This window comes from Burkholderia sp. MSMB617WGS, assembly GCF_001532025.2.
In the GTDB taxonomy this organism is placed as follows: domain Bacteria; phylum Pseudomonadota; class Gammaproteobacteria; order Burkholderiales; family Burkholderiaceae; genus Burkholderia; species Burkholderia savannae.
In genome coordinates, this window is sequence record NZ_CP013457.1 from 3,029,220 (window position 1) to 3,049,105 (window position 19,886).

The window sequence follows — 19,886 nt, forward strand, 5'->3', positions numbered from 1 at the left end:
TCGCATGCCACCTCGCGACGTTTCAAGCGTTAAAAATGCAAGCATGTGTAACAAGGACGTTCTCATGCGTCCTGCTCCGAGCCGAGATCGCGCTGATAGTCGAGCCCTTCCGGGCGCGTGCCGCCTTGGTTGTGATCGCCGTCCGAAGGCGTGTGCGGCGCGGAGCCGGCTGGCGCGGGAGTGGTCGTGGCGTTGACCGGCCGCGACGGGCCGGTGCCGGCGTCGCGCCCGCGATGCTCGGGGCGCTTGGAGCGGCGCATGGCAGGGTGTCTCATGATCGGAGCGGCGCAAGGCCGTCGGTGAAACAGTCCATAGCCCTTTAGTTTAGGATCGTCGCGCAGGGTTCACGGTAACAATTACATTCAATTTGTAACGATTCGACCCCTCTCCGACGCTTTGCACCACAATGTTGCCGCTCGCGCGCGCTCGGCGTGCGCGGCAAACGTTTGTCAATTGTTTGCATTTCTCGTTGGACAATTGCAGAACAATGGCGCTCTACGGTCGCTACGCGAAACGCGCGGCGCACGAAGACAGGACCGCATTCAGGGATGAACCATCGCATCGCACGGCCGGCGCGCCGCTGGGTCGCCTCGGCCACGCTCGGCGCAGCCGCCTTCTCGACGCTGCTCTCAGGCTGCAACTCGCTCTATAGCGAAGGCGCGACGGCGGGCGCCGGTATCGCCGGGGCGGCCATCGCGTCAAAAGTCACCAACAACGCCGCCGTCGCGACCGGTATCGGCCTTGGCGCCGTCGCCGGCGCGCGAGCGGGCGTCCAGTACACGCAACGCGTCGCGCATCGCTACTCGCAGGCGCAGATCGCCACCGCCGCCGGGCCGCTCGACGTCGGCGGCGTCGCGCCCTGGTCGACGCATCACTCGTTTCCGATCGAAGACGACGAGCACGGCCGCGTGACTGTGAGCCGGCTCATCAGCGTCGGGCCGCTCGACTGCAAGGAAATCGTGTTCTCGGTCGACACCGATGCGAAGCAGAGCGAGCCCGCGCAATCGGGCTTCTATGTCGCGACGATCTGCCGGGACGGCCCGACGTGGAAATGGGCGTCCGCTGAGCCCGCGACCGGCCGCTGGGGAGCGCTGCAATGAGCGTGAGCGCGCGCGCGGCGCTGCCGCTCGCGGCGGCGCTCGCGTTCGCCGCGGCCGCGCTCGGCCTCTCCGGCTGCGGCTCGGTGGGCGCGGCGAGCGGCGCGCTCGCGGGCGCGGCGACGGGCCTCGTCACCGCGAATCCGGCTGTCGGCATCGGCGTCGGCATCGCGGTGCAGGCGGCGACCGACGAGGCCGTCAACCGCACGATGAAGCAGTTGCACAAGAATCAGCAGGATGCGATCGCGCAGGCGGCGGGCGGACTCGCCGTCGGCGAGACGCGCGCGTGGCAAGTGAAGAACAAGGTGCCGCTCGAGAACGGCGAAGGCGAAGTGCGCGTGACGCGCGCGTTCCAGACGCCGCTCGCGCTCTGCAAGGAATTCGCGTTTTCGGTGAAGGACGGCGCGCGCGCCGACTGGTATCTGGCGAACGCGTGCCAGGATGCGCACGGCTGGCAATGGGCGTCGGCGGAGCCGGCCGTCGAGCGCTGGGGCAATCTGCAGTGATGCGACGCGGACGCCGCGAGCCGGTTGCGGCTGCCTGATAAGCCCGGCCGCGCTCCACGCCGGCCTTACTCGCCAGCCTTACGCCACGACAGGGCCGCGCGAATTCGGCGGCGAGACGGCGCCAGCGATGCGCGCCTCGCCCTCTTCCGCGGAAAGCACGAGGCGCAACGGCGGCACGCAAACGAAGCCAACGCGCTTGCGCCCGTGCGCAGCGCATCCCGGCGGCAACGCATGAGGTGCCGACGCACAAGGCGGCAACGCATCAAGCAGCCGCGGCAAGCGCAAGCGGCTCTCCCGTCCGCGCCGCCGCTCGTCCCGCACGGGCCGCAAGCGGCCCGCCGCCGCTCAGGACTCGACGTCCTCGAGACTGAAGATCTCGGTCTGATCGTTGTACGAGAAGATCTCGCCGTACCGGCCCCAGTCGATCACCGCGTCGAGCGTCTCCTCGGCCGCGCCGTCGGACAGGAAATCCTCGAGCTCCTGCTCGAAGCGCACGCGCGGCGCGCGGTGCCCCGGGCGCTCGTTCAGCACCTTCTTGATCCGCGCGGCGAGCGGCACGTGGCGCAGCAAATGCTCGGCGAACATCATCTTGCGCTCCTGCGTGCCGAACTCGGCGAACACGCGCCCCGGCGGCGTCAGGAACACGTCGCCCTCGCGCACGTCGGCGAAGCCGAGGTACTGCAGCACTTCGGCGATCGGGAACAGATCGTCGACCTCGAGATGCAGCGTGCGCGCGATTTCCGGCATGTCCGCGCGGCCGTGATACGGCGGCGCGGCGAGCGTCTCGATGAGGCCCGCCATCAGGTTCGTCGACACCTGCGGCAGCCAGCTGCCGAGCTCGAGCCCCTTCTTCGTCGCTTCGCCGACCTGGCGCGCAGTCATCTTCGCGTAGATGTCGTCGACGAGCCGGCGGAACGCGGGGTCGAGCCGGTTGCGCGGATGCTTGAACGGCACCTTGATCTCGGCGATCACGCGGCCCGGATTCGACGACAGCACGAGAATCCGGTCGCACATGAACACCGCTTCCTCGATGTTGTGCGTGACGATCAGCACCGACTTGATCGGCATGCGGCCCTGCGTCCACAGATCGAGCAGGTCGGTGCGCAGCGTCTCGGCCGTCAGCACGTCGAGCGCCGAGAACGGCTCGTCCATCAGCAGCAGCGTCGGATCGACGACGAGCGCGCGCGCGAAGCCGACGCGCTGGCGCATGCCGCCCGACAGCTCGCGCGGATACGCGTTCTCGAAGCCGTCGAGACCGATCAGGTCGATCGCGGCGAGCGCGCGCTCGCGCCGCTCGCGCGCGCCGACGCCGAGCGCCTCGAGGCCCGCCTCCACGTTCTGCAGCACCGTGAGCCACGGAAACAGCGCAAACGTCTGGAACACCATCGCGACGCCCTCGGCCGGGCCGTTGAGCGGCTTGCCGAGATAGGTGACATCGCCGCCCGTCGGCTCGATCAGCCCGGCGATGATGCGCAGCAGCGTCGATTTGCCGGAGCCCGAGCGGCCGAGCAACCCGACGATCTCGCCTTCGCGCAGCGACAGGTTCGCGCCGTCGAGCACGAGCAGCTCGCCCTGCGTCTTGTTGAAGCCGCGGCTCACGTTCTCGACGCGCAGGATTTCTTCGCTGCCCCGCGGCGGCGCGGGCGGCGTCCGGACGGGTGCATTTACAGCATTCGGGTTTTGCATCGCGTTTCGCTCTCGGTCGGTCTCAATCGGCTGACATCAGTCTCAATCGAGACGCAGCTTCGCTTCGGCGTACGCGTACAGCGGACGCCACAACAGGCGGTTGAACAGGGTGACGAACAGGGACATCACGGCGATGCCCATGATGATCTTCGGATAGTCGCCCGCGGCCGTCGTCTGCGCGATGTACGCGCCGAGGCCGTGCGCCTGGATCTTGGTGTCGCCCCACTGGACGAGCTCCGACACGATGCTCGCGTTCCACGCGCCGCCCGACGCGGTGATCGCGCCCGTCACGTAGTACGGGAAGATGCCGGGCAGGATCGCCTGCCGCCACCATTGCCAGCCGCGGATGCGGAAATTGGTGGCCGCTTCGCGGTAGTCGTTCGGATAGGCGGTCGCGCCCGCGATCACGTTGAACAGGATATACCACTGGGTGCCGAGCACGATGAGCGGCGACAGCCAGATGTCCGCGTTCAGGTGGAAACGCACGATCACGATCACGAACACCGGGAACAGCAGGTTCGCCGGGAACGCCGCGAGAAACTGCGCGAGCGGCTGCACCTTCTCGGCGATCGCGGGCCGCAGGCCGATCCACACGCCGATCGGCACCCAGACCAGCGATGCGATCACGATGAGCAGCAACACCCGCAGCAGCGTGATGAAACCCAGCACGAACACGTGGCCGACTTCGGCGAGCGACACGCCCGTCTGCACGTAGGCGACGACGCGCCACACCACGTACGCGGTGCCCGCGAGCACGAGGATCGCCCAGCCGAAGTCCGCGGCGCGCGACGCCTGCTTGTCGATCTTGGGCGTCGCGAAACGCACGGCGTCGAAAGACGGCAGGCGAAACGACAGCCGCGCGGTCTTCGCCAGGAACCAGCCGGCCGGCACGAGCAGCTGATGAATGAGGCGCGTGCGGCGCACGAGGTCGAGGAACCACGACTCCGGCGCGTTGCCCGAGCTCGTCGTCTCCATCCGGAACTTGTCCGCCCATGCGACGAGCGGCCGGAACAGCAACTGATCGTACGCGATGATCACGACCGTCATCGCGAGAATCACCCAGCCGACCGCCCCGAGGTTCTTGTCGGCGATCGCCTGCGCGAGATAAGCGCCGATGCCCGGCAGCGTGATCGTGTTGTTGCCGACGGTGATCGCCTCGGACGCGACGACGAAGAACCAGCCGCCCGACATCGACATCATCATGTTCCAGATGAGGCCCGGCATCGAGAACGGCACTTCGAGCTTCCAGAAGCGCTGCCACGACGTCAGGTGGAAGCCGCGCGACACTTCGTCGAGATCGCGCGGCACCGTGCGCAGCGACTGATAGAAGCTGAACGTCATGTTCCACGCCTGGCTCGTGAAGATCGCGAAGATCGCGGCGAGCTCGGCGCCGAGCACCCGGCCCGGAAACAGCGCGATGAAGAAGGTCACCGTAAACGAGATGTAGCCCAGCACCGGCACCGACTGCAGGATGTCGAGGATCGGAATGAGCACCATGCCGGCCCGGCGGCTCTTCGCGGCAAGCGTGCCGTAGACGAGCGTGAAGACGAGCGACGCCATCATCGCCGCCAGCATGCGCAGCGTCGTGCGCATCGCGTACTCGGGCAGGTTCGAGGGATCGAGCGAGATCTTCTGCGTATTGAGCGTCGCGAACGGCGCAAGCGTCTCGTGAAAACCGATCGCGGCCATCGCGATCACGCAGATGATGAGCGGGAACGCGACGAAGTCCCAGCGGTTCGGCAGGACGCGCCACGCGGATGCGTTGGCGGTCCGATTCGGATTGAAGAATCCGAGATCCATCAGGCGCCCTCCCCGGCAAAGCCGTGCGAATCGAAAAATAAAGCCAGAAAGCGAATGTGACTCATGGCAAGGCGCACGTACACGGTAATTCGTTTTAACTGCAGAAACGGCCGCACGGCACCCCGACACGCCGATTTCCCGCCGTTTCCATTCGCGACGCGGCACCCGCCCGCACGCGACGGCACGACACTACTACATCCTGTATTTCAGGCACAACCTTCCGGACGACGAACTGTGGAAACCCCGCCCGGCCGCGAGCGCATCGGGCCCGGAACGGGCGGGCGGCGGGCGAATCTGCGAGGGGTGGCGGTGCGCCGGCTGGCCGCTGCTGCGCCGCAACGTCGAATTATGCCGCGATCCGGCCCTGCCGTGAACCCGCCCGAGCGCCCGCGCGACGCGTGCGCCCACCAAGCGAGGCTTTCGTCGACGAACGGACACGCCGAAGCGGGTATGATCGGTATTAGCCCCAAGCGGGACCGATGGTCAATCAGGAGGAGTGAATGGCAGGAAATCTGGTTATCGTGTGCCGGGACCAGGACGCCGATGCGTTCGATCAACTGATGCAGGAATATGGCTCGTTCCAGACGCGGCTGTCGTCGACGGCCTGGTATCTGAACATGAACATCGTGCCCGAGACGCTGCAGGAGGACATCCTCGAGCGTGTCGGCAAGTACACGACGCTCTACATCTTCGAGGCGACGAGCGTCACCTACAACACGATCGACAGCAACGCCGCCGAGACGCTCAGCACGCTCTTCGGCGAGTGACCGGCCGCCCGCGGCCGTCCGGCGCGATCGCGCCGGGCGCCGCGGCTCCCGCGCGGCGGCGCGTCAGGACGCCTCCGCCTGCGGTTCGACCTTCGGCACGACGTCGAACGGAAACGACATCGCCACCCGCAAGCCCCCTTCTTCCCGGTTCCCGATCTCGCATGCGCCGCCCGTGCGCTGCACGAGCCGCTCGACGATCGCGAGCCCGAGGCCGCTGTGGCCGTTGCCGCCGCGCGCCGGATCGAGCCGCACGAACGGGCGCGTCGCGTCCGCCAGATCGCGCGGCGCGATGCCCTTGCCGTGGTCGCTGACCGTCAGCGTGTAACCCGCCGCGGTGCGCGCGGTCGCGATCACGACGGGCGGCGCGCCGTACGCGTGCGCGTTGTCGAGCAGGTTCGACAGCACCCGGTCGAGCGTCGCCGTCGGCAGGCGGAAGCCCGACCCCGCCGCGAGCTCGGTGCGCACGGTGGGCGCGTTCGGCGACACCGCGCGGTACGTGCGCGCGATCCGCGCGCACGCCTGATCGACCGACACGGGCTCGCTGCGGTCGGCGTCGCCGTGCGCGAACACGAGGAACTGATCGACGATGTGCGTCATCGAGTCGACGTCGCGCACGACGCCGTCGCGCAGCCGCGCGTCGTCCATCATCTCGGCGCGCAGCCGCATCCGCGCGAGCGGCGTGCGCAGATCGTGCGCGACGCCGGCGAGCATCACCGCGCGATCGTTCTCCGCGCGCGACACCTGCTGAACCATCTGGTTGAAGCCGTGCGTGAGCTGGCGCAACTCGCGAGGCCCCCGCTCGGGCAGCGGCGGCACCGCCATCCCGCGGCCGAAGCGCGCGACCGCGCGCGCGAGCGAGCTGAGCGGCTGCTGCAGCTGCCACGCGGCGAAGAGCGCCGCCATCACCGCGGCCGAGAAGATCATCACGAGCCAGATCACCATCCGGTCGAGCGAGCGCGACGGCCGCAGCGGTTGCACCGGCACGACGATCCAGTCGCGGTCGGTCGGCTGCTTCACCCACAGCACGGGCGGATGGCCCGGCTTGCCGATGCGCACCTGCGTGCCGGACGGCAAGCGGTCGCGCAGATCGTCGGCGAAGCGCCTGAGCGGCGGCGGCAGATCCTGCTTCGCGTCCGGCACGTCGCCGCTGCCCGGCGCGACGAGCCGCACGCGCGACGGCAGCGGCTGGTCGGGCGAGCGCTCCGCGTGCTGGCGCACCGCGTCGACGAGGAACGCCGCCTCCTCGACCGCGTAGCGCGTCTGAAACTGATTGCGCTCGAGCCGGATCGCGAAATACCACGCGAAATGCGACAGCAGCAGCACGCAGACGACGAGGAGCGCAAGCCGCCCGAACAGCGAATCAATGGGTTTGCGCATGAGCCTCGCCGTTCGGCACGAACACGTAGCCGCGTCCGCGCACCGTCTGGATGAAACGCGGCGTCGACGGGTCCGTTTCGAGAATCCGGCGCAGACGCCACACCTGCACGTCGATCCCGCGGTCGGTGCCGTCGTATTCGGGGCCGTGCAGCAGCTCGAGCAGGCGCTCGCGGGTGAGCGTGCGCAGCGCATGATTGACGAAAATCTTCAGCAGCGCGAATTCGCTGCTCGACAACGTCGCCGGCTTGCCGTCCACCGACAGCGTGCGCGCCTGGAAATCGAGCACGAAGCGGCCGAACGCGTACGGCTCGCGCTGCTCGGGCGCGGCCGCCGACGGCGTCGCGCGGCGGCGGCGCAGCACCGCCTGTGCGCGCGCGAGCAGCTCGCGCGGGTTGAACGGCTTGCCGAGGTAATCGTCCGCGCCGAGCTCGAGGCCGACGATGCGGTCGACGTCGTCCGCGCGCGCGGTCAGCATGATCACGGGAATGTCGTCGCCCGCCGCGCGCAGCTGGCGCAGCGCGGTCAGGCCGTCGACGCCCGGCATCATCAGGTCGAGCACGATGAGATCGGGGCGCTCGCGTTCGAGGCGCTTTTCGAGCGAAGCGGCGTCGTGCAGCACCGACACCTCGATGCCTTGCCGCACGAGGTAGTCGCGCAGCAGGTCGCGCAATTCTTGGTCGTCGTCGACGATGAGGATCTGAGTAGTCATGGCGTGAAGTTTACCGTGCGGGTTGTCGGGGCTGAGCGAAACAAATCCCTGAAAGGGTTACTGCGGATTACCGCGCAAGCAAAGTGTAATGCGCGGTAATCGCGGCCGCGGCGCACGTAACACGGCGGCGGCGGCGCTTGGATACGCTGCGCCTTACCGGATACGCCGACAGACGGCGAGGCGCGACCGCCCCACCGCCGAGCCGGCCGCAGCACCGGACTTTTCAATACAGGAGTTGCTCAATGTATAAGAAGACTTCCCGCCTGGCCATCGCCGCCGCCGTGCTCGCCCTGTCGTTCAGCGCCGTCTCGCACGCCGCGCCGCCCGACATGCCGCCGCCGGGCGGTCCGGGCGAGCATCATCACATGGACGGCGGCCCGTTCATGATGATGAAGCGCATCCACGACAAGCTGAACCTGAGCGCCGCGCAGGAGCAGCAATGGCAGGCCGCCGTCAACACGGCGAAACAGAACCGCGAGGCGATGCGCAAGAGCCACGACGCGCTGCGCCAGCAGTTCCAGGCCCAGCAGAGCCAGCCGATCCTCGACCTGAACGCGCTGCACGCGGCGCGCCAGCAGGCCGAGCAGCAGAACGCGCAGTTGCGCGAGCAAACGGCGTCCGCGTGGCTCGCGTTCTACAACGGCCTGAACGACCAGCAGAAGGCGACCGTCAGCACGGCGATCAAGCAGCATTTCGCGAAGATGGACGAGCGGCGCGCGAAGATGAAGGAGCGCTGGGAGCAGCGCCGCGCGGCGAAGGGCGCATCGGCGCCCGCGCCGCAGCAGCCGCAGCAGTGAAGACGGGCGGCGCGGACGCGTCCGGCGACGCGATCGGGTAGCCGCCGTCGCGCGGAGGCGCGTCATGCGGTGCGGCGGTGCGATGCGGTGCGGTGCGGTGCGTCGCGGAGCGGTATGGCGCGGAGCGGTGCGCGACATTGCGTCACTTCTCGTCTCGGGCCGCGCCCGCCGCCCGAGCCGAGCCGGAGGTCGATCGGCGCATGCGATGCGCCGCAACGTCGCGTCCGGCGCGCCCGATCCGCCAAGTCAGCCCCGCATGATCCGCCGCCCCTGGGTGCGGCCCCGGCTTCGCGAAACCGCTGCGCGCCCGATCGACTTCGCCCGTTGTCCCGTCGTTCGGCGCGCGTCCTGCGCACGGTCTCGTCGCGCGGTCTCGTGTCGTCGGCCGCATCAGCCCGGCCGAATTGCCCTCGCCGCGGGCCGCCGCCGATACGAACGCCGCGACCGGCTCTCGCCCGCTCGCGGCGTTTTCACATCGGCGCGGCCCGCCCTCTTGCCGCGCCACCCTCGCCGCGTTCCGGCTTCCTCGCGCTTCGGCGCAAGGCGCGTCAACCGCTTCGCACTTCGGCCTCCAGCGCGTCGCGCCTTTCCATGCCGAGCGACTTCGCTCCTCGACCTTTTCGGCTTCGTGTCCGTGTCAGTGTCCGACTTTCGACTTTCGACTTTCGACTTTCGACCTTCGACATCCGCCGCCCCGCCCGCATCCGGCAGGCGCATCGTCCGCCGCCGGCCGCATCACGCGAGATCGAACAGCAGCACCTCCGCGCGCTCGCCGCGCTCGAACACGACGGCCTCGACGTCGGCGATGCGCGCACCGTCGCCCGCCTCGAGCGCGTTGCCGTTCACCGTCACGCCGCCGCGCGCGACGTGCACATACACGCGCCGCCCGCCCGGCACCGCGAACTCGGCGCGCTCGTCGCCGTCGATCAGGCCCGCATAGATCGACGCGTCCGCGCGCATCGACACCGATCCGTCGCGCCCGTCCGGCGACGCGACGAGCCGCAGCCGGCCGCGCTTGTCCGCGTCGGCGAAGCGCACCTCCTGATAGCCGGGCCGGCCGCCCCGCTCGGTCGGCAGCAGCCAGATCTGCAGCAGATGCAGCGGCGCCTCCCGCGACGCGTTGTATTCGCTGTGCACGATCCCCGTGCCCGCGCTCATCCGCTGCACGTCGCCCGCGCGGATGATCGAGCCGTTGCCCATGCTGTCGCGGTGCGCGAGCGCGCCGTCGAGCACGTACGTGACGATCTCCATGTCACGATGCGGATGCATGCCGAAGCCGCGCGTCGGCGCGATGCGGTCGTCGTTCAGCACGCGCAGCGCGCCGAAGTGCACGTGCTCGGGATCGCGATAGTCGGCGAACGAAAAGCTGTGATGGCTATCGAGCCAGCCATGATTGGCGTGGCCGCGATCGCCCGCGCGGCGGATCTGAAACATGACGCCTCCCATTGAGAAATGTCGACAGCCTCGAATGTAGGGGTCGCACGCGCATGCAACAATCCTGCACGGTTGCACCGGATCGTTGCGGCGATCCATGCAATCGTCCGAGCGATTCCCGGCGCGCCGCCGCGCACGAGGGCGAACCGGTGTCCGCGCGCGAAAAACGGCGCGCCGCCCTTCGCGCTCGCGTGCGGCCGGGCGAAACGCGCGCCCGGCGAAACGCGCGCATCGTTTGTTCTAGGCCGCGGCCGGCGTTCGGGTAAAATACCGCGCTTTTGGCCGCCGTCGACGGCGCTGCGCCCCCTTTCGAGGCGCGCCGAGGTCGACGAACGCGAATTTTGGCCGCCTTAGAATACGCCCGGCGCGCGCATGCCCGGACGCGTCCGGCCGCGCGGCCGGGGAAGTCAGGAAGAGGAACGACATGAAGAAGCTCGCCTTGTGCGCGGCCCTCGCCCTCGCGGCGGGCGGCGCCTTCGCGAAGGAATGGAAGACCGTGCGGATCGGCGTCGACGCCAGCTATCCGCCGTTCGAATCGACCGCGCCGAGCGGCGAGATCGTCGGATTCGACGTCGATCTCGCGAAGGAAGTCTGCAAGCGGATCAATGCGAAGTGCGTGTGGACGCCGCAGGATCTCGACGGAATCATCCCCGCGCTGAAGGCGAAGAAGTTCGACGTGATCGTGTCGTCGCTGACCGTCACCGACAAGCGCCGCGAACAGATCGATTTCTCCGACAAGCTGTACGACGCGCCCGCGCGAATGATCGCGAAGGCGGGCTCGCCGCTTCAGCCGAGCGTCGAATCGCTGAAGGGCAAGCGCGTCGGCGTCGAGCAGGGCTCGACCGAGGAGACGTTCGCCAAGACGCACTGGGAGCCGAAGGGCGTGACCATCGTGTCGTACCAGAACCAGGATCAGGTGTACGCCGATCTCGGCTCCGGCCGCCTCGACGCGACGCTGCAAGACGAGCTGCAGGCCGACTACGGCTTCCTGCGCACGCCGCGCGGCAAGGGCTTCGCGTGGGCGGGCGCGGCCGCGAAGGACCCGAAGACGCTCGGCGACGGCACCGCGATGGGCCTGCGCAAGGAGGATGCGGACCTGAAGGACGCGATCAACCGCGCGCTCGCGTCGATGCACAAGGACGGCACGTACGACAAGCTGTCGCACAAGTACTTCCCGTACAGCATCTATTCGGCGAAATGAGCGCCGAGCGGGCCGCGCCGAGCGACCGGCGCGCGGCCCGCGCAGCACCAGCGGTCGACACCACGCGCCGTGAAGCGCCGCCGCCCCGCCGATCGCGGGCGCGACGGCGCGATCCGCGAAAGCGGAACGGCGATGACACGCACGGGGCGTCTCGCGCAACACGCGAGCCGCGTCTTTCGCGGCGCGCACGACGCACCGTCAAGGACTTCATATGTTTCTTCAAGGCTACGGCCCGCTGATCCTCTCCGGCACCTGGCAAACCGTCAAGCTCGCGGTGCTGTCGCTCGCGCTGTCGTTCCTGCTCGGCCTCGTCGGCGCGGCGGCGAAACTGTCGAAGAACCGCCTGTCGAGCGGAATCGGCACGCTCTACACGACGCTCATCCGCGGCGTGCCGGACCTCGTGCTGATGCTGCTGCTCTTCTACAGCCTGCAGATCTGGCTGAATCAGTTCACCGATCTGATGAACTGGGATCAAATCGACATCGATCCGTTCGCGGCCGGCGTGCTCGTGCTCGGCTTCATCTACGGCGCGTACTTCACCGAGACGTTCCGCGGCGCGTTCCTCGCGGTGCCGCGCGGCCAGCTCGAGGCGGGCAGCGCGTACGGAATGACGAACTGGCAGGTGTTCACGCGAATCATGTTCCCGCAGATGATGCGCTTCGCGCTGCCCGGCATCGGCAACAACTGGCAGGTGCTCGTGAAGTCGACGGCGCTCGTGTCGATCATCGGCCTCGCCGACGTCGTGAAGGCGTCGCAGGACGCGGGCAAGGGCACGCTGCGTTTCTTCTTCTTCACGTTGCTCGCGGGCGCGATCTACCTCGCGATCACGACGATCTCGAACTTCGTGCTGATGTGGCTCGAGAAGCACTATTCGACGGGCGTACGCAAGGCTGACCTATGATCGAACTGATCCAAGAATACTGGCGCAATTACCTGTATACCGACGGGTATCGCTTCACCGGCCTTGCGATCACGCTGTGGCTGCTCGTCGTGTCGATCGGAATCGGCTTCTGCCTGTCCGTGCCGCTCGCGGTCGCGCGCGTGTCGAGGAAGAAGTGGCTTTCCGGCGCCGTGTGGCTCTATACGTACGTGTTTCGCGGCACGCCGCTCTACGTGCAGCTGCTGCTCTGCTACACGGGCCTCTACAGCCTGCAGGCCGTGCGCGGCACGCCGATGCTCGACGCGTTCTTCCGCGACGGCATGAACTGCACGCTGCTCGCATTCACGCTGAACACCTGCGCGTACACGACCGAGATCTTCGCGGGCGCGATCAAGTCGACCTCGTACGGCGAGATCGAGGCGGCGCGCGCGTACGGGATGTCGACGTTCACGCTGTATCGGCGGATCGTGCTGCCGTCGGCGCTGCGCCGCGCGCTGCCGCTCTACAGCAACGAAGTGATCCTGATGCTGCACGCGACGACGGTCGCGTTCACGGCGACCGTGCCCGACATCCTGAAGATCGCGCGCGACGTCAATTCGGCGACCTACATGTCGTTCCACGCATTCGGCATCGCCGCCCTTCTCTACCTCGCGATCTCGTTTACGCTCGTGTGGCTGTTCCGCCGCGCCGAGCGTCGCTGGCTCGCATACCTGCGCCCGCAAGGCAAATGAGTTTCGCCCGGACATGCCTCAGATAAACACCCAGATGCACAAGCTCTTCGTCGACGATCTCCACAAGCGCTACGGCAACAACGAAGTTTTGAAGGGCGTCTCGCTGCGCGCGAACGCGGGCGACGTGATCAGCGTGATCGGTTCGTCCGGTTCGGGCAAGAGCACGATGCTTCGCTGCATCAACTTCCTCGAGCAGCCCAATGCCGGCCGCATCTTCGTCGACGGCGAGGAGGTGCGCACCGCGCAGGACAAGACGGGCGCGCTCAAGGCGGCCGATTCGAAGCAACTGCAGCGCGTGCGCACGAAGCTCGCGATGGTGTTCCAGCACTTCAACCTGTGGGCGCACATGAACGTGCTCGAGAACGTGATGGAGGCGCCGGTGCACGTGCTCGGCATTCCGAAGCGCGAGGCCGAGGAGCGCGCGCGCGAATATCTGGAGAAAGTGGGCCTCGCGCCGCGCGTGGAAAAGCAGTATCCGTCACATCTGTCGGGCGGTCAGCAGCAGCGCGTCGCAATTGCGCGCGCGCTCGCGATGCATCCGGACGTGATGCTGTTCGATGAGCCGACGTCGGCGCTCGACCCGGAGCTCGTCGGCGAAGTGCTCAAGGTGATGCAAAAGCTCGCGGAGGAAGGGCGCACGATGATCGTCGTCACGCACGAGATGGGCTTCGCGCGCAACGTGTCGAACCACGTGATGTTCCTGCACCAGGGGCGGGTCGAGGAAGAAGGCGCGCCCGCCGACGTGTTCGGCAACACGAAGAGCGAGCGCCTGAGGCAGTTCCTGTCGGGCAGCCTCAAGTAAGCCGCCGAGCAGGCGCGCCGTGCGGCGCACGCCCCGCCCGCGCCACCGTCTCGTCACGCCGCATCCGGCTCGAACTCTTTCGCGGCATCCGCGGGCGCTTCGCTCGCGAACGCGCGCAGCGCGTCGCCCGCGAGCCGGTAACGCACCCACTCGCTCTGCGCGCTCGCGCCGATTCCCTCGTAGAAACGGATCGCGGGCGCATCGACCGCTCGCGCACGCTGACGCCGGCTCCGCCGTGCGCCGCGTCGCAAACGGCGAAACGGCGAAACGGCGGCCGCGCGCCCGGTCCGCCAGCCGCGTTTTCATTACGGATTCCTGACGCAATCGGCGCCGGCGCTTTTAACCGCACGAATTTCCAGCGTCAATAGTGGCAATCCTTGACCCATGCCCCCGGATTCCGTGCGTGCCTTGACGGGCAAGGGATTCGGCCGCGTTGACGAAAGTCGTCCGGCGGGGCCGCGCACACATATATGGCGATTTGGCGACACGTGCTAGTCAAACAACGATTTTCGTCGCCACAAAAGTGTATTTTTGCTAAATTAGTAACCAAAGTAGCAAAACGAAAGTCATGAAATGTAGTTTGACTTCATGACGACAGGAGACCCCGGCAAGGCCAATCGGCCGCACGGGCCCGCAAAACGGCACTCCCGTTCGCTTCGCTCAAGTGCGTCGCCCACCCGGCCTGCACGCGGTCTCTCTGGTTACCCCATTTTGTCCGGCACGCAAAGCCGGACAGGTTGCGCAGTTCTGGGTTGACTTTTTGACAGGGTATGGAGGAGATGATGAAGAAAGCTATGCTCGCGGCAGTACTGGCGACTGCCGGAGTGGCGGCTCACGCTCAAAGCAGCGTGACGCTGTACGGCCGTCTGGACGCCGGCATCGAATACATGAACGGCCTGCCGAGCGCGAACGGCGGCAGCACGAGCCGCTGGCGCGCGGAAAGCGGCGACTGGGGCACGAGCCTGTGGGGCTTGAAGGGCTCCGAGGACATCGGCGGCGGCAACAAGATCGTGTTCCAGCTCGAAGGCAGCTTCGACACGATGAACGGCAACGGCCCGGGCGGCGGCAGCCTCTGGAATCGCTGGGCGACGATCGGCATCTCCAACGACGCATACGGTACCCTGCTGCTCGGCCGCGAGCTCGCGATCGCGAACGGCGTGTGGGACTTCGACCCGTTCGGGCAGTCGTCGTGGTCGACGGCGTCGCTCGTGCGCGGCCGCAACTGGAACAAGACCAGCAACAACATTTCGTATCAATCGCCGAAGCTCTACGGCTTCGACGTCTACGGCCAATACGCGTTGTCGAACGCGACGAACTGGAACGGCAACGGCTCGACGAGCCAGGGCCGCAGCGCGGGCCTGCAACTGACCTACACGACGTCGCTCTTCCAGATCCGCGGCCTCTATGACGAAGCGCGCGATCCGGCCAACGGCAAGCTCGACGACGTGTTCAACTACTCGCGCGAATACTTCGCCGGCGTGAACGTGTTCCTCGGCCAGTTCAAGCTGCAGGCGGCGTACCAGGCATCGCACGCGGACGGCGGCCCGGCCGTGAACAACGGCATCACGACGACGCAGCAAGTCTGGGGCGGCGTGACGTGGCAGGCAACGCCCGCCGCCGCGCTGATCGCGGCCGTCTATCACGTGAACGCGAACCACGGCGGCGGCAACGCGAACATCTACACGGTCGGCGGCTCGTACAACCTGTCCAAGCGCACGCTGCTCGACGTGCAGGTCGCGACGGTGCGCAACAGCAAGACCGCGAACTTCGGCCTGAACGCGAACCCGGCCGGCACCGACATCTCCACGGGCAACCCGAAGTTCGGCGGCAACCAGACGGGCGTGTACGCCGGCATCCAGCACCTGTTCTAAGCACACGCGCTGGATCATTCGAACCGATAGTCTTTTCACGCTGCTGCGAGAGGCGCGTACCGGTGCGATACCTTGGGGTGTCGCACCGTTTTTTTTATTTGTGTCGCGTGCGCGGATACGCATGAAAGCGCATGGCGCGCTGCGCGGCGTATGTTGCGCGATCGGCGCGCCGGCCGATATCCGCGCGGCGCGGCGTCGAACACCGTGCGCGCGTTGCAAGCGTTATGGGCGCTGTGGGCGCTGCGGGCGATGCGCGGGCGAACTCCTCGGCGGCGACCTCGCGCGGCCGAAGCCGCCCGGCCCCGCCGCACCGGCGGCCGCGCGCATCCGGGGCGTCAAACGGCCGCTTCGTTCTCCTCGCCCGTGCGAATCCGGATCACGCGCTCGACGTCCGACACGAAGATCTTGCCGTCGCCGATCTTGCCGGTGCGCGCCGCGCCGATCACCGCGTCGATCACCTGATCGACGAGATTGTTCGCGACGACCACTTCGATCTTCATCTTCGGCAGGAAGTCGACCACGTACTCGGCGCCGCGATAGAGCTCCGTGTGCCCCTTCTGGCGGCCGAAGCCCTTCACTTCCGTCACGGTGAGCCCGGTCAGGCCGACTTCGGCGAGCGCCTCGCGCACTTCGTCCAGCTTGAACGGCTTGATGATGGCGGTGATGCGTTTCATGATGTGCCCCTTGCGTCGAATGAATGAAAGTCGTCCGCCGATTCTACGCCGCGCGCCGCGTCAGTCGATGCTCTCGGTGAAGCGCGACGTGATCGGATAGCGCCAGTCGCGCCCGAACGCGCGATGCGTGACGCGAATGCCGACAGGCGCCTGGCGGCGCTTGTACTCGTTGATCTTGATGAGCCGCGTGACGCGCTTCACGTCCGCCTCCGAATAGCCCGCCGCGACGATGTCCGCGAGCGGCCGGTCCTCTTCCATGTACATCCGCATGATCGCGTCGAGCACGTCGTACGGCGGCAGGCTGTCCTGGTCGGTCTGATTCTCGCGCAGCTCCGCGGACGGCGCGCGCGTCAAGATCCGCTCGGGAATGATGTCGGGCTTGCCGTACTCGGCCGCCGCGTTGCGGTAGTGGCAGAGCCGGTAGACGAGCGTCTTCGCGATGTCCTTGATCACCGCGAAGCCGCCCGCCATGTCGCCGTACAGCGTGCAGTAGCCGACCGCCATCTCGCTCTTGTTGCCCGTCGTCAGCACGATCGAGCCGAACTTGTTCGACAGCGCCATCAGCAGCGTGCCGCGAATGCGCGCCTGGATGTTCTCCTCGGTCGCATCTTCCGCGCGGCCCGCGAATTCGGCGGCGAGCGACGCGCGGAACGCGTCGAACATCGGCGCGATGGCGATCTCGTCGTAGCGCACGCCGACGCGCCTGGCCATGTCCGCCGCGTCGGTCGTCGAGATGTCGGCCGTGTAGCGCGACGGCATCATCACCGCGCGCACGCGCCCGGCGCCGAGCGCGTCGACCGCGACCGCGAGCACGAGCGCCGAATCGACGCCGCCCGACAGCCCGATGATCGCGCCCGGAAAACCGTTCTTGCCGATGTAGTCGCGCACGCCGAGCACGAGCGCGCGATACACCTGCGCCTCGACCGAGAGCGCCGGCGCGATGCGCGCGGGCAGCGGCCGGGCGCCGTCGAATTCGACGATCGCGTGGCCTTCCTCGAACTGCGGCATCTTCGCGACGAGCTCGCCCGCGCCGTCGAGCACGAACGAGCCGCCGTCGAACACGAGCTCGTCCTGGCCGCCGACGAGGTTCACGTAGACCATCGGCAGGCCCGTCTCGCGAATCCGCGCGCGCAGGATGTCGATGCGCACCGCCTCCTTGTTCATGTGATACGGCGAGCCGTTCGGCACGATCAGCACCTGCGCGCCCGCGGCCTTGGCGAGCTGCGCGGCCGACGCGTGCCACACGTCCTCGCAGATCACGACGCCGAACTTCACACCGTTCAGCTCGAACACGTACGGCGCGGCGTCGGTCGCGAAGTAGCGCTTCTCGTCGAATACCTCGGTGTTCGGCAGATCCTGCTTCCGGTACGTGCCGACGACCTCGCCGCCGACGATGAGCGACGCCGCGTTGTACGTGTCGACGGGCGCGACGCCGCGCTCGATCGCGCGGTTTGCATTACCATCGGCGCTTGGCGCGCCCGCGCCGGTCCCGCGCAGCGGATGGCCGACGAGCACCGCGAGCCCCGTGAGCGGCGCGAGTTGCGCGGCGAGCGCGGCGAGCGCCGCGTCGGACGCCGCGTAAAACGCGGGACGCAGCAGCAGATCCTCGGGCGGATAGCCCGACAGCGCGAGTTCCGGCGCGATCAGAAGCTGCGCGCCGGCGTCGTGCGCGGCGCGTGCGGCGGCGACGATCTTGGCGACGTTGCCGGCGAAATCGCCGACGGTGACGTTGAGTTGGGCAAGTGCGATACGGGTCGTCTTCATCACGGGATCAGCGCGGCCTCCTCGGGCCGCGGCGCGAACAGCTTTGATCAAACGCACGGCCGGCCGGCGCGACAGCGCGCCTGGCCGACGGTGCAAACGGGTACGAACGGGTACTGACAGGTACAACCGGCCACTAAAGAAACGGATTCGGATCGTTGAAACACGAACGCTGCGATTATCGCATGGGCATCCTGTCGTCTCCGCTCGACGCAAGCGCCGCGGAGTGGGACGCGCTCGTCGCGCGCGCGCCGCGCCCGACGCCCTTTCTGAAACACGCCTTCCTGAGCGCGCTGCACCGCGCGGGCTGCGCGGTCGACGACACCGGCTGGACGCCGCGCTTCGTCACGCTCGCGGACGCCGCGACGGGCGCGCTCGTCGCGGCCGCGCCCGTCTACGCGAAGCGCCATTCGTATGGCGAATACGTGTTCGACTGGGCGTGGGCCGACGCATACCAGCGCAACGAGCTGCCGTATTACCCGAAGCTGCTGTGCGCGGTGCCGTTCACGCCCGTGCAGGGCAGCCGGCTCCTCGCCGTCGACGACGACGCGCGCCGTCGGCTCGCCGCGACGCTCGTCGCGCTCGCCGAGCAGAGCGAGGTGTCTTCGCTGCACGTGCTGTTTCCGACCGAAGACGAGGCGCGCACGCTCGCCGACATGGGGATGATGCTGCGCGAAGGCGTGCAGTTCCATTGGCTCAACGACGGCTACCGCGATTTCGACGCGTTCCTCGGCACGCTCGAGCAGAAGAAGCGCAAGAACATCCGCGCGGAACGCCGCAAGGTCGCGCAAGCGGGCGTCACGTTCCGGCGCGTGCGCGGCGAGGACGCGACCGACGCGGATTGGCGTTTCTTCGCGCGCTGCTACCGCCAGACGTACCGCGAGCACTTCTCGAGCCCGTATCTGACTCTCGATTTCTTCCGCGAGATCGGCGCGACGATGCCGGAGAACCTGCTGCTCGTGATCGCCGAGCGCGACGGCCGGCCGATCGCGAGCGCGCTCGCCGTGTACCAGCGCGACGCGTCGGGCGGCGGCACGCTGTACGGCCGCTACTGGGGCGCGCTCGAACACGTGCCGTGCCTGCATTTCGAAACCGCGTACTACCAGTTGCTCGAATTCTGCATCGACGAGCGGCTCGACACGTTCGAAGGCGGCGCGCAAGGCGAGCACAAGCTCGCGCGCGGCTTCATGCCGACCGTCACGCGCTCCGCGCACTGGCTCGCGCATCCGGCGTTCGCCGACGCGGTGGGCCGCTTCCTCTCGCAGGAGGCGAACCAGATTCACGCCTACGTCGACGAGTTGCGCGAGCACAATCCGTTCAGGGACGGCGAACGCTGACCACGACGCGATGCCCGCGGCGTGCGCCTCGTCCCGCGGCCGGCAGTCGCGCGAGCGCGGCGCGCCGGCCTCCCAAACGGCATCGCCATTCATTTCCCTCAACAGGTTATGCGAGATATTTGATTATCATTCGTTCCAAATCGGAAATTGAAAGATTATTCGGTTGCACTATTCACACAAAAACCCCTAGACTTTCGGTGCGCTTAATGCGCACCGAAATAGAGAGAGGCGGATTTCATTCGCTTTCGTCCCTGTTTCTGATTTTCGGATTCGATATTCTGAAAATCGATAAAAACACTCATATTCCAAGGCCACCCGCTAGCTTCACCCTTCGGCGCACCGCCTGACGCGGTCGGAGAGGATGGGGAGACATTTTGATCTTTTGGTTGAGAATCTTCATGCGGATTATCAATTAGGAGTATTAAATGATGTCATTCCATCTGCCGATTCTAAACG

At 67.4% G+C, this 19,886-nt stretch carries 18 protein-coding genes; 10 read left to right on the forward strand and 8 right to left on the reverse strand.

The features are described 5' to 3' along the window. Positions 1-62: 62 nt before the first annotated feature. The gene (locus tag WT60_RS14925; protein WP_038753581.1) at positions 63-260 is read right to left on the reverse strand and encodes a hypothetical protein; all 198 of its coding nucleotides are present in this window, start codon (positions 258-260) and stop codon (positions 63-65) included. Positions 261-548: 288 nt separating this feature from the next. Here WT60_RS14925 and WT60_RS14935 point away from each other — a divergent pair, with 288 nt between their 5' ends. Further along, the gene (locus WT60_RS14935) at positions 549-1,100 is read left to right on the forward strand and encodes a hypothetical protein (protein ID WP_038753578.1); all 552 of its coding nucleotides are present in this window, start codon (positions 549-551) and stop codon (positions 1,098-1,100) included. After that, on the forward strand, positions 1,097-1,603 hold the full coding sequence (locus tag WT60_RS14940; RefSeq protein ID WP_038753574.1) for a hypothetical protein: 507 nt from the start codon (positions 1,097-1,099) through the stop codon (positions 1,601-1,603). Before WT60_RS14935 ends, WT60_RS14940 begins: the two co-directional genes overlap by 4 nt. Before the next feature lie 345 nt (positions 1,604-1,948). Here WT60_RS14940 and WT60_RS14945 read toward each other — a convergent pair whose 3' ends face one another. Both WT60_RS14945 and WT60_RS14950 read right to left on the reverse strand, forming a co-directional pair. Continuing rightward, on the reverse strand, positions 1,949-3,289 hold the full coding sequence (locus WT60_RS14945) for a nitrate/sulfonate/bicarbonate ABC transporter ATP-binding protein (protein ID WP_059643701.1): 1,341 nt from the start codon (positions 3,287-3,289) through the stop codon (positions 1,949-1,951). A gap of 42 nt (positions 3,290-3,331) precedes the next feature. Next, positions 3,332-5,089, reverse strand: coding sequence for an ABC transporter permease subunit (locus WT60_RS14950; RefSeq protein ID WP_059643698.1), 1,758 nt, complete (start codon positions 5,087-5,089; stop codon positions 3,332-3,334). Between the two features lie 500 nt (positions 5,090-5,589). Here WT60_RS14950 and WT60_RS14960 point away from each other — a divergent pair, with 500 nt between their 5' ends. Continuing rightward, the gene (locus tag WT60_RS14960; protein ID WP_004198606.1) at positions 5,590-5,856 is read left to right on the forward strand and encodes a hypothetical protein; all 267 of its coding nucleotides are present in this window, start codon (positions 5,590-5,592) and stop codon (positions 5,854-5,856) included. A gap of 63 nt (positions 5,857-5,919) precedes the next feature. On the opposite strand, the gene WT60_RS14965 is transcribed toward WT60_RS14960, so the two are convergent. Beyond that, complete coding sequence (locus WT60_RS14965) at positions 5,920-7,233, reverse strand: ATP-binding protein (RefSeq protein ID WP_059574727.1); 1,314 nt, start codon at positions 7,231-7,233, stop codon at positions 5,920-5,922. After that, a complete protein-coding gene (locus WT60_RS14970; protein WP_010102282.1) occupies positions 7,217-7,942 on the reverse strand; it encodes a response regulator in 726 nt (241 codons plus the stop codon). The genes WT60_RS14965 and WT60_RS14970 overlap by 17 nt, the downstream gene beginning before the upstream one ends. A gap of 242 nt (positions 7,943-8,184) precedes the next feature. Here WT60_RS14970 and WT60_RS14975 point away from each other — a divergent pair, with 242 nt between their 5' ends. Next, positions 8,185-8,739: a periplasmic heavy metal sensor gene (locus WT60_RS14975; protein ID WP_060356683.1), complete on the forward strand. Its 555-nt coding sequence runs from the start codon at positions 8,185-8,187 to the stop codon at positions 8,737-8,739. 735 nt (positions 8,740-9,474) lie between these two features. Here WT60_RS14975 and WT60_RS14980 read toward each other — a convergent pair. Then, on the reverse strand, positions 9,475-10,173 hold the full coding sequence (locus WT60_RS14980) for a pirin family protein (protein ID WP_038753558.1): 699 nt from the start codon (positions 10,171-10,173) through the stop codon (positions 9,475-9,477). A gap of 424 nt (positions 10,174-10,597) precedes the next feature. Between WT60_RS14980 and WT60_RS14990 the strand changes: the two genes are divergently transcribed. The 5 genes from WT60_RS14990 (at position 10,598) to WT60_RS15015 (ending at position 15,658) form a co-directional block, all read left to right on the forward strand. Continuing rightward, positions 10,598-11,374, forward strand: coding sequence for an ABC transporter substrate-binding protein (locus WT60_RS14990; RefSeq protein ID WP_060356684.1), 777 nt, complete (start codon positions 10,598-10,600; stop codon positions 11,372-11,374). Between the two features lie 211 nt (positions 11,375-11,585). After that, positions 11,586-12,275 carry a histidine ABC transporter permease HisQ gene (gene hisQ / locus WT60_RS14995; RefSeq protein WP_060356685.1) on the forward strand — a complete coding sequence of 230 codons (690 nt, stop codon included), beginning with the start codon at positions 11,586-11,588 and terminating at the stop codon, positions 12,273-12,275. After that, positions 12,272-12,985: an ABC transporter permease gene (locus tag WT60_RS15000; protein WP_038753552.1), complete on the forward strand. Its 714-nt coding sequence runs from the start codon at positions 12,272-12,274 to the stop codon at positions 12,983-12,985. Before hisQ ends, WT60_RS15000 begins: the two co-directional genes overlap by 4 nt. A gap of 34 nt (positions 12,986-13,019) precedes the next feature. Further along, positions 13,020-13,787 carry an ABC transporter ATP-binding protein gene (locus tag WT60_RS15005; RefSeq protein WP_082759499.1) on the forward strand — a complete coding sequence of 256 codons (768 nt, stop codon included), beginning with the start codon at positions 13,020-13,022 and terminating at the stop codon, positions 13,785-13,787. A gap of 782 nt (positions 13,788-14,569) precedes the next feature. Further along, positions 14,570-15,658, forward strand: a complete 1,089-nt coding sequence (locus WT60_RS15015; RefSeq protein ID WP_059574840.1) for a porin — start codon at positions 14,570-14,572, stop codon at positions 15,656-15,658. A gap of 335 nt (positions 15,659-15,993) precedes the next feature. Here the strand turns inward: WT60_RS15015 and WT60_RS15020 are convergent, their stop codons facing one another. After that, positions 15,994-16,332, reverse strand: a complete 339-nt coding sequence (locus WT60_RS15020) for a P-II family nitrogen regulator (protein WP_004193987.1) — start codon at positions 16,330-16,332, stop codon at positions 15,994-15,996. Between the two features lie 60 nt (positions 16,333-16,392). Further along, positions 16,393-18,096, reverse strand: a complete 1,704-nt coding sequence (locus WT60_RS15025; RefSeq protein WP_038751727.1) for an NAD+ synthase — start codon at positions 18,094-18,096, stop codon at positions 16,393-16,395. Between the two features lie 155 nt (positions 18,097-18,251). On the opposite strand from WT60_RS15025, the gene WT60_RS15030 reads away from it, so the two are divergent. Then, positions 18,252-19,430: a GNAT family N-acetyltransferase gene (locus WT60_RS15030; protein ID WP_038751730.1), complete on the forward strand. Its 1,179-nt coding sequence runs from the start codon at positions 18,252-18,254 to the stop codon at positions 19,428-19,430. Positions 19,431-19,886 lie beyond the last annotated feature (456 nt).

What these genes read in the sequence shown, in the direction of transcription:
- WT60_RS14950 (WP_059643698.1), bottom strand. Translation starts at nt 5,089, where the DNA reads ATGGATCTCGGATTCTTCAATCCGAATCGGACCGCCAACGCATCCGCG.
- WT60_RS15005 (WP_082759499.1), top strand. Translation starts at nt 13,020, where the DNA reads ATGCACAAGCTCTTCGTCGACGATCTCCACAAGCGCTACGGCAACAAC.
- WT60_RS14935 (WP_038753578.1), top strand. Translation starts at nt 549, where the DNA reads ATGAACCATCGCATCGCACGGCCGGCGCGCCGCTGGGTCGCCTCGGCC.
- WT60_RS15015 (WP_059574840.1), top strand. Translation starts at nt 14,570, where the DNA reads ATGAAGAAAGCTATGCTCGCGGCAGTACTGGCGACTGCCGGAGTGGCG.
- WT60_RS15020 (WP_004193987.1), bottom strand. Translation starts at nt 16,332, where the DNA reads ATGAAACGCATCACCGCCATCATCAAGCCGTTCAAGCTGGACGAAGTG.
- WT60_RS14925 (WP_038753581.1), bottom strand. Translation starts at nt 260, where the DNA reads ATGCGCCGCTCCAAGCGCCCCGAGCATCGCGGGCGCGACGCCGGCACC.
- WT60_RS15000 (WP_038753552.1), top strand. Translation starts at nt 12,272, where the DNA reads ATGATCGAACTGATCCAAGAATACTGGCGCAATTACCTGTATACCGAC.
- WT60_RS14945 (WP_059643701.1), bottom strand. Translation starts at nt 3,289, where the DNA reads ATGCAAAACCCGAATGCTGTAAATGCACCCGTCCGGACGCCGCCCGCG.
- WT60_RS14965 (WP_059574727.1), bottom strand. Translation starts at nt 7,233, where the DNA reads ATGCGCAAACCCATTGATTCGCTGTTCGGGCGGCTTGCGCTCCTCGTC.
- WT60_RS14980 (WP_038753558.1), bottom strand. Translation starts at nt 10,173, where the DNA reads ATGTTTCAGATCCGCCGCGCGGGCGATCGCGGCCACGCCAATCATGGC.
- WT60_RS14940 (WP_038753574.1), top strand. Translation starts at nt 1,097, where the DNA reads ATGAGCGTGAGCGCGCGCGCGGCGCTGCCGCTCGCGGCGGCGCTCGCG.
- WT60_RS14975 (WP_060356683.1), top strand. Translation starts at nt 8,185, where the DNA reads ATGTATAAGAAGACTTCCCGCCTGGCCATCGCCGCCGCCGTGCTCGCC.
- hisQ (WP_060356685.1), top strand. Translation starts at nt 11,586, where the DNA reads ATGTTTCTTCAAGGCTACGGCCCGCTGATCCTCTCCGGCACCTGGCAA.
- WT60_RS14970 (WP_010102282.1), bottom strand. Translation starts at nt 7,942, where the DNA reads ATGACTACTCAGATCCTCATCGTCGACGACGACCAAGAATTGCGCGAC.
- WT60_RS14990 (WP_060356684.1), top strand. Translation starts at nt 10,598, where the DNA reads ATGAAGAAGCTCGCCTTGTGCGCGGCCCTCGCCCTCGCGGCGGGCGGC.
- WT60_RS15025 (WP_038751727.1), bottom strand. Translation starts at nt 18,096, where the DNA reads ATGAAGACGACCCGTATCGCACTTGCCCAACTCAACGTCACCGTCGGC.
- WT60_RS14960 (WP_004198606.1), top strand. Translation starts at nt 5,590, where the DNA reads ATGGCAGGAAATCTGGTTATCGTGTGCCGGGACCAGGACGCCGATGCG.